Source organism: Streptomyces sp. NPDC043738 (genome assembly GCF_056436545.1).
The window spans coordinates 92710-104953 of sequence record NZ_JBWKCJ010000004.1; the positions used below are offsets into that span (position 1 = coordinate 92710).

Sequence of the window (12244 nt, forward strand, 5' to 3'; positions counted from 1 at the left end):
CCGTACGCGACCGCGGCATGCCCCCGCACCCCACCCACCGGCCCGGCGCTACCCCGCCCTCCCCCTGCGCCACGCCACTTCGTCGGCGGACACCGGTGCCTGGAGGCTGTACACATCGCCGACCCGCAGATCGTCCGGGGTGCTGTACTTGCCGTAGGTGCCGATGACGGAGACCGCCACGCGGGAATCCGGCTGCCAGAACTTCCGGTAGTACGGCGCGTTCGCCGGGTATTCCGGGATCTCCAGCAGGGGGATGCCGCGCCGCTCCAGTAGGCGCTGCAGTTTCGGGAACCGAAGCCGGGGAGTGAACCGCCCGTACCGGGCGCGGAGCGTGTCGCCGACCAGCGCCCTGGTGTGGCCGCGGTGTCCGAGCCTGTGCACATGCAGGGTGAAATGGTGGCCCGACCAGGGGGATTCGGCGCCGGCGCGGTCCCAGTGGAACTCGGCCAGGCCGTAGTCACGGCACAGGCCGGTGTCGCCGAACCTGTTCTCACCGAAGTCCGGCCCCAGGACCTCGGCGACCCGGTCGGGAGAGTCCGTGGGACGCACGCCGAGCACGGTGCCGGTGGTGACGACGTCCATGTAGAACGCCAGGGAGTACGGGGTCAACTGCTGTTCCTCGATGCCGTGTGCCCGATCGCGGTTCCGCGGTTCACGCCCTGCCCGCATCCGTACCGCTGCGTGCCACCCGCCGTACCGCCTGGTTGACCGCTTCGAGGACGAGGCTGACGGCGACCATGACCGCGAGGCGCAGGTACCACGGGAAGCCGTAGCGCTCGCCGAGGACGAAGGAGACGACGAAGCCGACGGGGACGGTGACCCAGGTGGGCAGGTTCGGCATCTCCGGCTTCTTCGGCCCGCTTGCTGTGGAGGACACGGTGATTCCTTGTCTTCTTGTGCTGAAGTCCCCCGGTACGAAGGCACCGGGGGACTTCAGCACATCACGTGACGCCTGCGGTCTGCGAGTTCCTTGTCCGCGCCGACGCTCCGGCCGGCGCCCCGGCCCCGTCCGCCGCCTCAGAAGTACGACTGCAGGGTTCCCCGGCGCCGGACGTCGACCGTGGCGCAGTGGAACGAGCCGCCGAAGGTGTTGAAATTGCGGAAATTGCAGGGGATCGGCCGGAAGCCGAACTTCTTCATCGCCGCGATCATCGGTTCGTCCTGCGCTTCGACGATCACCCGCTCCTCGTCCAGCATCAGGATGTTCATGTTGATCCACTTGCTGGTCATGTACAGCGGGTGCGTGTCGGGAATGACCGGAGCGGGTGCGGCCATCACATCCCAGCCCTTGAAGAGCCGCGGCACCTCGGGCACCCGCTCGGGGTGAATGAGCAGCTTGCCCGGCGCCATCGGCACGAGCGTGGCGTCGATGTGCATCGGGTGCGAGTCGTTGAACTCGAAGACATGGATACGGTATTCGTCGCCGAGGTGCCGGCGCAGCCACTCGATGCCGAAGTCATTGGTGACATTGCTCTTCTGGGCGATGATGTCCCGACCGCAGCGGGTGAAGTCGGCCGCGTCGAAGGTCGGCTCGAATTCGGTCACCACCAGCCGCTGCGAGCCGTCCTCACCGGGGTCGGTCCAGTCCTGGTCGAACTGGTCGTCCGTCAGCTCCGGCTTCGGCGCCGCGGTCCATTTCGCGCCGCCGTGGAAGTACTCCTTCAGCAGCGGCCGGTAGGCGAGGTTCTCGTAATAGCGCGACCGCCAGGCCATGGGGCATTCGATGATGTCGTCGCCGACCACGAGAATCGCGTCCCGGGGCATCGCCGCGTACATCCCGGTGCTGGTCCAGTCGAGGGTGGTGTACGGCGTCCGCTGAGGAATGATTTCCGGCCGTCGGACCGTCACCCCCTCCCCCTCCAGGATGCGCACCAGCTCCTCCAGCTCGGCGCGGGCGGCGGCGACTTGCTCGGGCGGGAACGGCCGCCCCGCGTTACGGCGGAAGGTCGCGTGCTGGTTGCCGGGAAGCACGGGCGGCAGGGCCATGTGCCAGGTCGGGAAACTCGCCTCGTCGACGATGCCGACGATCACTTCCTCCAGCGGGTCCCACTCCGTGTAGGAACGCACGGGGCTCTCCGTCCGGCCGGACGAGGTGTAGGAGTCACCCGGGTCGATGTGGGGGGTATCGGCGTTCACGCAAGCTGCTCCTCGTTCAGGCGGCGCACGGCGACCGAGATCCGTGCTCCCGCGATCAAGGTCGATTGAACGTGTCGAACAACTGAACGGGCAACTTCCCCCACCAGGTTGGCCGGAACCCGGTGCCTCGATCAGGAATACGCCCCTACGGCCGGTGGGTCGGCACACGCCAGGGCCGGTACCGGCAGTGAGCCCGCCAGGGCATCGGCCTCACCCCGGTGGAGCAAGCCCCCGCCCGACACCGGCCGTACAGGTGATTCCGCCTCAGCTGTGGCCTGTGCGGGTGTAGTACCCAGCAGGGGCAGGGGAGAGATTTGGTCACCGGGGAACGCCCCCGCCCCCTCCGGGGCCGGACATCCGCTACCGGCCCGAACTCCACAGAGGTCCTGAATTGAAGAGCACGAGAGTATCGAAGCCTCGCACCCTCGTCGCCGGTGCCGGGGCCCTGGCCCTGATCACTGCCGTACTCACCCAGCCGAGCGCCGATGCCGCTCCCGGCCCGCCCTCCGACCCACCGACGGCGACCACCGCCGCACAGCGCGCCAAGGAGATCAGCTCCAGTCTCGGCGGCGAGGGGGCGGGCTCCTACTACGACGCCGAGAACCGCGCGCTCATCGTGAACGTGACCAGTGAGGCGGCCGCCGCCAAGGTCCGTGCGGCGGGCGCCCAGCCGAAGATCGTCAAGCACTCCCTCGCCACGCTGGACACCGCCCGCGCCAACCTCAAGGAGCAGGTGCGGATTCCCGGGACGTCCTGGGCGATGGATCCCCGCCTCAACAAGGTGGTCATCGTCGCCGACCCCACGGTCAAGGGCAAGGACTTCGACCAGCTCAAGGCGGCCGCCTCGGCGCTCGGCGACCGGGCCAGCCTCACCCGCTCGTCGGCGGAACTGCGGCCGCTGCTCGCCGGCGGCGAAGCGATCTGGGGCAGCACCGCCCGTTGCTCGCTCGGCTTCAACGTCGTCAAGGGCGGCCAGCCGTACTTCCTGACCGCCGGCCACTGCGGCGACGCGGTGCGGAGCTGGTCCGCGACGATGGGCGGCACGGAGGCCGCGGCGACGGAGGACGCCACCTTCCCCGGCGACGACTTCGCGATCGCCCGGTACACCGCGGCCGACGTGGTGCACCCCAGCGCGGTGAGTCTCTACAACGGCAAGATGCAGACCATCTCCAAGGCGGCCGAGCCGATCGTGGGCCAGCAGGTGCAGCGCAGCGGCAGCACCACCCATGTCCGCAGTGGTCTGGTCATGGCGCTCGATGTGACCGTCAACTACCAGCAGGGCGCGGTCGACGGCCTGATCCAGACCACCGTCTGCGCGGAGCCCGGCGACAGCGGCGGTCCGCTCTTCGACGGCGACCACGCACTCGGCCTGACCTCGGGCGGCCGCGGCGACTGCACCCTCGGAGGCCAGACCTTCTACCAGCCGGTGCGCGAGGCCCTGGAGAAGACCGGATCCCAACTCGGCTGAGCCCGCCCGCGCCCTGCGCGGGCACCTTGGTTCAGGCGGAAGGCGGAGCGCCGTCCCGGAGCAGTCACCGGGACGGCGCTCCGCCGAACGCATGCCGCGGGAACGGCGACCGGTCGGCCTCCCCAAGACACGAACCGGCCGGCGTCCCCAGACCGAATCGACCGGCGTCCCCAAGACGCAAAAGGGCCCGGTGCCAGGCTCGCGCCTGAACACCGGGCCCGGTGTGCTTACTTGCCGCCGCCGCCGACCAGGTTGTTGCAGCCCATGCTCGAGCCGATCGGGGTGGACTGCGCGCCTGCCGGGCCCTCGCCGTTGAGCGCGTTGCCCAGTACGCCGTTGAGGATCCCGACCTCGCCGAGCACGTCGACGTTCAGGTCGTGGGACCGGCAGGAGCTGCCCGACTTGACGACCCAGGTGTCGCCGCCTCCCTTGCCGTCGTGGGCCTGAGCGGTGCCGGCGCCGAGGAAGGCGACACTGCCGAGTGCGGCAACCACCACGGCAGCCTTGTGAAGCTTGCGCATTGATTCATCTCCGGTAAGTTGGACGGATGCGATCTGTGACTGATCGACTTCGTACAGTTACTGAAGGCTAATACGACATATCCCACAACCACTTGAACGACGCGCCGATCACTTGACGGTGTCGTGTCGCGGTCGCACCGGCCCGTCGACAGCCGTTCCCGGCGGCGCGCTCGGTGGCCTGCCCGGCGGGCTCAGGCGCGCCAGGGGCGGGCGTACCCTTCCCGCAGCGGTCCTCCGAGCAGGTCGAGTACCTGCTCGACCGCGGCCGCCAACGGGACGGGGTCGGCGCGTTCGGCCACCGCCCGATGGCCCTCCAGCAGGGCCCTGCCCCGTTCCGGATCCGCGCTCAGCAGCCTGCGCGGCAGCCATTTGCCGATCCCCGTCCACGCCCGGTGGTGGGCGGTGATCAGGTGCGCCGCCTCGCGCAGGGCGTGGTCGGCGAGGGCCAGCTGCTCGTACCGGCCGGCGGGCGCGGTGTCGACCAGATCGTCCAGGTAACAGGTGAGGACGTACCGGCCGTGTTCCCACTCCGTCGGGCTGAGCCGGGGAGGGCCGGCCGCGAGCACCGCTCGCGCCTGATCGCGGGTGCGCGCCAGATGCCCGTGCGGGTCGTACAGGGGCAGGCCGTCGGCGTAGACGAACAGCACGGTGCCGCGGCGACGGGCCTGGTCCCACTCGAAGAACTCGGGTACGTCCGTGATGGTGTTGACGAACAACTCGGCCAGGCGGCCGTCGTGGCGGACGACCTCCCGGCGGCTGCGGTCCGAGTCCGGTACGAGGACGGCCACGTCCAGATCACTCGTCGAGGTGGCGCGGCCATGGGCGGCCGAGCCGCCGAGCAGGGCCCCCAGCGCGTGCGGGAAGCGGTCCGTCACCAGGCGCAGAGCTTGGGCCGCGGCGGTTTCCTGATCATTCATGGCCGTTGATCGTGCCAGCCCCCCGTCTGCGTCCTCCACCCGTCCGGCGAAGCGCGTCGCAGGACGGGCCACGTGGCGCGGGACTTCCCGGCGGCCGGACCCAGGTGCGGCGTTCCCGGCCGGTGGGGTCCTACGGCGTCAGCGGGCCGAGCAGGTCGTTGCTGCGGGCGTTCGGGTCGGCGCTGGTGCTGTACTCCAGGGACGCCTGGACCATCTCGTCGACGGACAGCAGGCCGTCGCTGTCCACGTCGAGCACCGCGAAGGATTCTTCGGCGTCCGCGGCCGAGACTCCGAAGGCCCGGTAGAAGCGCCGGTGCTCGTCCAGGCCGATGTTTCCGTCGCCGTCGCGGTCCATGATCCCGAAGAGCAGACGCCGCCGTTCCTGTCGCGTCTTCCTGCGCGAGGCGGCCGCCCCGCCTCGCGCCGTGTCGAGCTTGTCGGCGAGGAACTCCTCCAGGGAGATGCGCTCGTCGGAATCGACGTCCATGCGGGAGGCCAGGTCCTCCCAGGTGTCGTGGAGCACGGCGGTCACCTCGGCCGCACGTGGCGAACCGGTGTCCGCGAAGCTTTCGTTGATGCGTTGCGCGAGGGCTTCGAAGTCGCCGCGCTCGATGTATCCGTTGCCGTCGGTGTCATAGACGTCGAACAGCTTGCGCATCTTCTCGCGGAGAATGTGTTCGGGCATTTCCTGTCCCAGGAGCGCGGAGGGTCGCAGATCGGGGGCTTGGAGCGCGGCCGGCCCGCCATGGGCCGGGCCCACGCGAGTCCTCTTCGCGTGGGCCCGGCGCCGCGCCCGCGGCTCGGGCCGGGGCCCGTTTCCGTTACTTGCGGATGACGTTGTTGCACGCCAGGTGCGTGCCGATCCTGGTGGACTGCGTGCCCGAGCTGCCCTCGCCGCCACCGGCGTTGGCCAACAGGCCGTTGAGGATGCCTACGTTGCCGAGTACGTCGACGTTCGCCTCGTGCGTCCGGCAGGAGGTGTGCTGGCGGATCTCGACCTTGCGGCTGTGCGCCTTGCGGCGGTGGTGGTGGTCGCCGCCCCACTGCTGCCGGCTGACGACCTGACGGACCGTCTGCTGCTGAGGGGCCTCGACGCGGGTCGCCTGGGTGCGGCTGGGGGTGCCGCCGCCCGTCCCGCCGGCGTGGGCGGTGCCGGCGCCGGCGAGGCCGACACTGGCGAGGACGACTGTCACGACGGCAGCCTTGCGAAGCTTTTGCATATCATCTCCGGTAGATCGAATGAATTCGGTCGGTAATCGACCGAATTCATACAGTTACTGAAGGCTAATGCGAAATACCACGCAGCCGCTGGGTGACGCGCCGTATCCCCTGACCGCAGGGGTCCGGAGCCGCGCCCGCTCGTCTCGATCTACCAGGTGACCGGCAGCTCGTGCAGGCCGAAGATGGCCGCGTCGTTCTTCAGCGGGAGCGCCTCGACGGGGCCGGCCGGGCGGAGTTCGGGGATGCGGCGGAGCAGGGTGTCGTAGACGATCTCCAGTTCCATGCGGGCGAGGCTCTGCCCGAGGCACTGGTGCGGGCCGTGGCCGAAGGCGAGGTGCTGGCGTGCGCCGCGGTCGACGTCCAGCTTCCCGGGGTTCTCGTAGACGTCCGGGTCGTGGTTGGCCGAACCGCCGAGCGCGAAGACGCCTTCGCCGGTGCGGATGGTCTGCCCGCCGATCTCGACGTCCTCCTTGGCCACGCGGGTGGTGATGATGTCGGTGATGGTGAAGTAGCGCAGCAGTTCCTCGACGACCTGCGGCGTGCTGCCGGGGTCGCCGGTGATGCGCGCCCGCAGCTCGGGCGTCTCCATCAGGGCGAGCATGCCCAGCGAGATCATGTTCCCGGTCGTGTCGTGTCCGGCGGTCAGCAGCAGGAACGCCAGGTCGACGAGTGCGTCGTGATCGTAGACGGCGTCCTTGCGGCCCTTGGCGATCTGACGGCTGAGCAGGTCCTCCCCCGGGACCTGCTCCTTGGTCGTCACGAGTTCGTCCAGGTAGGCCTGCAGGTCGAAGAACGCCTGCTGCCGGGTCAGCGGCGGGAGGGCCATGCTGAGCATGCGGGAGGTGCGGTCCTCGAAGAAGTCGCGGTCGTCGACGGACACGCCGAGCAACTCGCAGATGACCAGGGACGGCACCGGGAAGGACATCGCCTTGACCAGGTCGGCCGGGTTGGGGCCGGCGAGCATCGCGTCGACGCACTCGTCGACGATCTCCTGGATGCGCGGCCGCAGGGCCTCCATCCGGCGGAAGGTGAACTCGCCGACCACGGCGCGCCGTGCCCGGGTGTGCTCGGGCGCGTCCATGCCCGCCAGGGACAGCGTGGAATCCTTGTCGCTCCGGGCCATCTCGACCAGCATCGGGAAGTTCGGATCGGCGCGGTCGGAGCTCAGGCGCGGGTCGAGCAGCGCCTTGCGCACATCGTCGTGGCGGGTCAGGATCCACGCCGGCCTGCCGGTCGGCAGCACCACCTTCGACACGGGCCCGGTCTCGCGGAGGCCGTGGTACTCGGCGGGCAGCCGGTAGGGGCAGGTGCGGGGGAAGGGGAAGGCGGGCGGGGTGCCGCCGTCGGTCGGTTCGGTCATGGCAGGTCGCTCCTGGTCGGTGGTGGGTGTGCGGTGGCGCCGGAGGTGCGTCGCGTCGTCGCCCGGCGGCAGGGACGCGCTCCGCGGCGCCACCGCGTGCGAACGTCCCCGGTCAGAGGGGCTTTTGGGCGGTCAGCAGCACGGACCCGAACTCGTCGACGTCGATCATGGAGGCGGGGCTGAACTTCTCCTCCGCCTCGTCGTCGAAGACGGTCTGCATCTCCTGGGAGCCCCGGCTCATCTGCTCGAAGGTCTGGCGCACGCTCTGCTCGGTGATGTCGAGCAGCTCGACGAAGCGGAGGCCCGCGTCGCGCAGCATGGGCACGTAGTCCTCGGGCCGGGCCAGCGTCATGATGAAGTCGCGGAGCAGCCGGTCCACGGCGGGCTGCTTCTCCGCGGGGATGGGGCCGCGCTCGAAGAAGTCGGTGAGGACCAGGCGGCCGCCGGGGCGCAGGACGCGGCGGATCTCGCTGAGGACCCGTCCGCGATCGGGCATGTGGAAGATCGACTCGATGGCGACGGCGGCGTCGAAGGAGTCGTCGGGGAAGGGCAGTTCCATGGCGTCGGCGTGCCGGAACTCCACCCGGTCGCCCAGGCCGGCGGCCTCGGCGAGGGCGGTCGCGCGGGCGATCTGGTCCTTGCTGATCGCGATGCCCGTGACATGGGCGCCGGTGCGCCGGGCGATCCGCATGGCCGGCTGGCCGACTCCGCAGCCGACGTCGAGGACCCGCCGGCCCTCGACGATCCGCAGGCGGTCGGTCATCTCGTCGGTGAGCCGGTCGGCCGCCTCCACCAGCGGGGTGTCGTCGTCGTCGACGTCCCAGTAGCCGAGGTGGAGGCTGCCGCCGACCGCTTCGGTGTCCAGTGCGGTGAGGCGGTCGTAGAGGCGTCCGACCTCTTCGGGGACGGGGGTGGCCGTGAGGGTGGACTCGGCCGGGGACGTGGACGTGCTGGACATGAGAGTTCTCCGATTTCTTTTCTGGTGAATCAGAAGGTGGCGCCTGTACGGCGGGTGCGTGGGTCCGGTCGGCCGGAAAGTGCCGACTCGCCGCAGTCCTCACGACCGGGAAATACAGGGCCGGTGGGGAATTCCGTGCGCGAGGCGTGAAGTTCGCCGTCTGCTCGCCGGCTGCGTGGCGTATGCGCCTGGAGATCACGATACCGACCGGAAGGCATTTGCGGAACATGTGCCCGGGAATTTCCGGGGAGTCCGGGAAATTCCTGGAGTTCACCGTTATCCGCCGCGCGGCACGACGGCTTCATTCGGCGATCCGCACGAGCATTTTTCCGGTGTGGGCGCCGCGCAGCAGGTCGAGGAACGCGGTGGGCGCGTTCTGCAGACCTTCGACGACGGTCTCCCGGTAGGAGATCCTCCCGGATGCCAGCCAACCGCCCATACGGGCGGTGAACTCGTCGCCGAGGTCGCCGTGGCCCCAGACGAGGAAGCCGCGCAGGGTGATGCCCTTGGCGATGGCCTGCGCCAGGTTCCGTGGGCCGGCCGGGCCGGTCTTGTCGTCGGCCTGCGGCGTGCTGCCGCAGAGGGCGAACCGCGCGCCCAGCCTGGCCACCATCAGGGCCGCGTCCAGATGGTCGCCGCCCACGTTGTCGAAGTAGACGTCGATGCCCGCCGGTGCGGCCTGCGCCAGCTGTTCGAGGACCGGTCCGTCCTTGTAGTCGAACGCCGCGTCGAAGCCCAGCTCCTCGGTCAGATAGGCGACCTTCTCGGGACCACCCGCCGATCCGATCACCCGTTCGGCACCGCAGAGGCGGGCGATCTGCCCGACGAGGGAGCCCACCGCGCCCGCGGCCCCGGAGACGAACACGGTGTCGCCGGCACGGAATTCGGCGGCCTTGAGCAACCCCGTGTAGGCGGCGTGCCCGGGCATGCCGAGCACGCCGAGGTACGCGCCGGGCGGCGCGAGCGCCGGGTCGACCCGGACCACGCCGGCGGCGCCCACGACGGCGTACTCCCGCCAGCCGAGGCCGTGCAGGACCAGGTCGCCGACGGCCAGCCGCGGCGACTTCGAGACGACGACCTCGCCGACGGCGCCCCCGTCGAGCGCCTTGCCGACGGTGAACGGCGGGACGTAGGACCTGGTGTTGTTCATCCGCCCGCGCATATACGGGTCGACGCTCATCACCAGGTTGCGGATCAGCACCTGGCCGGTCCTGACGGCGGGCAGTTCCGCCCGCACGACCGAGAAGTCCGCGGTGGTCGGCCACCCCTCGGGGCGGGCGGCGAGCCGGACTTCGGTGCCCGTGGACGGAACGGTCATCACGTTCTCCTCGACTGCGGTGGGGTGTCCGTCACGCACGGGGCGCTCCGAGGGTGTCGCGCCAGTGGCGGCATGCGGTGGCGATGTGTTCGGCGGCGCCGTCGAGCAGCTTCAGGCCGATCCGGTCGACGTGGCGGTGCCGCCATGAGGCGAGTTCGGTGCCTTCGACCCACTGGTTGAAGGCACCCAGCGCCGGTCCGGTCTGGATCTGGTAGTTCACTCTTCCCGAGCCGTCGCCGTTCATTGCCAGGCGCGTGGAGTGGAAGAAGTACCAGCGAAACACCAGGGCCATTTTCTGTTTGGGTTCGGCGTCGGCCCGGTCGATTTCGGTGTCGCGTCCCTGCGACCGAAGATAGCCGCACACCTCGTCCCAGACCTCTTCGACGCTCTTTCCGAAATAGGTCCGCTCCAGCAGGGAACGGGTCTTCTCCGGTATTTCGTCGAGGCCGTCGTAGTGGGAGTACAGGGAGAACAGTTTGTTGGCGCGGGTGGGGAAGAAGACGCCCTTGCGGAGCACCTGCACCTTGGCGCCGAACTCGAACATGTCGCCCGCGGGGGCGTAGCCGGTGTCGGCGATGCCGGCGTCCTGCAGCATGTCCTTGACGTCGGTGCTCATGCCGGACTCCACCGTGCACTGGTTGATGGATCCGGTGAGTACGTAGTCGGCGCCCAGCATGAAGGCCGCCGCGAGCGCCGCGGGGGTGCCGAGGCCGCCGGCGAGGCCCAGGCAGATCGGCTCCTGGTAGCCGTACCGGTCCTGGGCCCGCTGCCGCAGCCCCAGCATGGCGGGCATCAGCACCGTGGCGACTCCGCCGTCCGTGTGCCCGCCGGAGTCCGCCTCGACCGTGATGTCGTGGCTCATCGGCACCGTCCGGGCGAGCTGGACCTGTTCGTCGGTGAGGGCGTTGTCCCGGTGGAGCCTGTCCAGGACGGGGCCGGGGGCGGGGGCCATGAACTGCTCGGCGACCTCCGGCCGGGAGACCTTGGCCATGATGCGGTGGTCGCACACGGTGCGGCCGTCGGCGCCGCGGCGCAGTCCCCGTGCCCGGTAGAGGACGAGCGCGGGGGTCATCTGCATGAAGGCCGACGCCTCGATGACGGGGACCCCTTGGCGCATCAGCAGGTCGACCAGTGCGCGCTCGGCCGCGGGGTCGTCGTGGTCGGCCAGGACGTTGACGCCGTAGGGCTGTCCTTCGGCCAGGCCGTGCTGGACCTCCTTCACCCGCTGCTCGATCTCCGGGAGCGGCAGACCACCGGTGCCCAGGAAGCCGAGCATGTGGTTCCGGCCGAGCCTTGTGACCATCTCGGCCGAGGCGATGCCCCGGTACATGCCGCCCACGGCGTAGGCGTGGCGCACGCCCATCCGCCGGCGGAACACGGGGCTGCCGAGCGCGGCGGCGGGTGTGCCGGGCTGCGCGCCCCGTGTGTCGGCCGCCGTATCGAGGGAGGCGGCCGGCTCTTCGCGCGGGGCGGCCGGTGCCTCGGGGCGGGCGGCCGGCCGCGGGGCGGAGCGGATCTGGTCGACCAGCTTGCCCAGTACCCGGCCGCCGAGTTCGACGAAGTCGGTGACGCCCTGGTCGAGGAGGTGGTGGACGCTCTCGGTCCAGCGCACCGGCCGCACGATCTGGTCGACGAGAGTGTGCGCGGTCCGGCCGGGGACGTACGGGCGCGCCGTGGCGTTGGCGATCACCGGCGTCGCCGGGTTCCCGAGGGCGAAGTCGTCGACGAAGCGCGCGAAGTCCTGCTGCGCCCGGCGCATCAGCGGCGAGTGGAAGGCGCCGGAGACGTTCAGTCGCACACAGCGGACGTCGCGCGCGTCGAGGTGGGCCACCAGCGCGTCGACGGTCTCGGTGTCGCCGGACACGACCTGCTGCCGCGGTGCGTTGTCGTTGGCGACGGTCAGCCGGCCCGAGAAGCCGCCCTCGTCGAGGAGTTCGCCCAGCGCTGCCGCGTCGAGCCCGACCACGGCCGCCATGCCGCCGCCCCGCGCCTGGGCCATCAGTGCGCCGCGCCGCTGGACCAGGCGCAGTCCGGTCGCGAAGTCGAAGGCCCCGGCGGCGTGCAGGGCGCAGTACTCCCCCAGGCTGTGCCCGGCGAGGAAGTCCGGCTCGCCGCCGGTGCGCTCGCGCCACTGCCGGTGGGCGAGCGCGCCGACCACGAACAGCGCGGGCTGGGTGTACTCGGTGCGGCCCAGTTGCCGGTCCGGATCGTCCAGGCACAGCGTGCGCAGGGAGTAGCCGAGGATCTCGGAGGCCTCGTCGGCGAGTTCGGGATATGCGTCGAACAGCTCCCGCCCCATGCCGCGCCGCTGGGCGCCCTGGCCGGGAAAGACCACTGCCTTCATG

At 70.4% G+C, this 12244-nt stretch carries 12 protein-coding genes; 1 reads left to right on the forward strand and 11 read right to left on the reverse strand.

Features of this window, described 5'->3' with window-relative positions; genetic code table 11:
• Positions 1-48 precede the first annotated feature (48 nt).
• The 3 genes from AC0680_RS07860 to AC0680_RS07870 all read right to left on the reverse strand — a co-directional run bounded on the left by AC0680_RS07860 (position 49) and on the right by AC0680_RS07870 (position 2136).
• On the reverse strand, positions 49-609 hold the full coding sequence (locus AC0680_RS07860) for a hypothetical protein (protein WP_478625863.1): 561 nt from the start codon (positions 607-609) through the stop codon (positions 49-51).
• 43 nt (positions 610-652) lie between these two features.
• Positions 653-877: a hypothetical protein gene (locus tag AC0680_RS07865; RefSeq protein ID WP_478625865.1), complete on the reverse strand. Its 225-nt coding sequence runs from the start codon at positions 875-877 to the stop codon at positions 653-655.
• 140 nt (positions 878-1017) lie between these two features.
• A complete protein-coding gene (locus tag AC0680_RS07870) occupies positions 1018-2136 on the reverse strand; it encodes an amidinotransferase (RefSeq protein ID WP_478625866.1) in 1119 nt (372 codons plus the stop codon).
• 391 nt (positions 2137-2527) lie between these two features.
• Between AC0680_RS07870 and AC0680_RS07875 the strand changes: the two genes are divergently transcribed.
• Entirely contained in the window at positions 2528-3604 is a 1077-nt protein-coding gene (locus AC0680_RS07875) for a S1 family peptidase (RefSeq protein ID WP_478625867.1), read from the forward strand.
• A 227-nt stretch (positions 3605-3831) separates the two neighbouring features.
• Here AC0680_RS07875 and AC0680_RS07880 read toward each other — a convergent pair whose 3' ends face one another.
• From AC0680_RS07880 to fabD, 8 genes are all read right to left on the reverse strand, one after another.
• Positions 3832-4125 (reverse strand): hypothetical protein, encoded by a 294-nt coding sequence (locus tag AC0680_RS07880; RefSeq protein ID WP_384428364.1) that lies wholly within the window; start codon positions 4123-4125, stop codon positions 3832-3834.
• Between the two features lie 191 nt (positions 4126-4316).
• A complete protein-coding gene (locus AC0680_RS07885; protein ID WP_478625869.1) occupies positions 4317-5042 on the reverse strand; it encodes a nucleotidyltransferase domain-containing protein in 726 nt (241 codons plus the stop codon).
• Positions 5043-5172: 130 nt separating this feature from the next.
• Positions 5173-5727: an EF-hand domain-containing protein gene (locus AC0680_RS07890; RefSeq protein WP_478625870.1), complete on the reverse strand. Its 555-nt coding sequence runs from the start codon at positions 5725-5727 to the stop codon at positions 5173-5175.
• Between the two features lie 136 nt (positions 5728-5863).
• On the reverse strand, positions 5864-6235 hold the full coding sequence (locus tag AC0680_RS07895; RefSeq protein ID WP_478625871.1) for a hypothetical protein: 372 nt from the start codon (positions 6233-6235) through the stop codon (positions 5864-5866).
• 176 nt (positions 6236-6411) lie between these two features.
• Entirely contained in the window at positions 6412-7623 is a 1212-nt protein-coding gene (locus tag AC0680_RS07900) for a cytochrome P450 (protein WP_478625873.1), read from the reverse strand.
• A gap of 112 nt (positions 7624-7735) precedes the next feature.
• Positions 7736-8581, reverse strand: a complete 846-nt coding sequence (locus tag AC0680_RS07905; RefSeq protein ID WP_478625874.1) for an SAM-dependent methyltransferase — start codon at positions 8579-8581, stop codon at positions 7736-7738.
• A gap of 301 nt (positions 8582-8882) precedes the next feature.
• Positions 8883-9899 carry an NADP-dependent oxidoreductase gene (locus tag AC0680_RS07910; protein WP_478625875.1) on the reverse strand — a complete coding sequence of 339 codons (1017 nt, stop codon included), beginning with the start codon at positions 9897-9899 and terminating at the stop codon, positions 8883-8885.
• Positions 9900-9930: 31 nt separating this feature from the next.
• On the reverse strand, positions 9931-12243 hold the full coding sequence (gene fabD / locus AC0680_RS07915; protein WP_478625877.1) for an ACP S-malonyltransferase: 2313 nt from the start codon (positions 12241-12243) through the stop codon (positions 9931-9933).
• Position 12244: the final 1 nt, after the last annotated feature.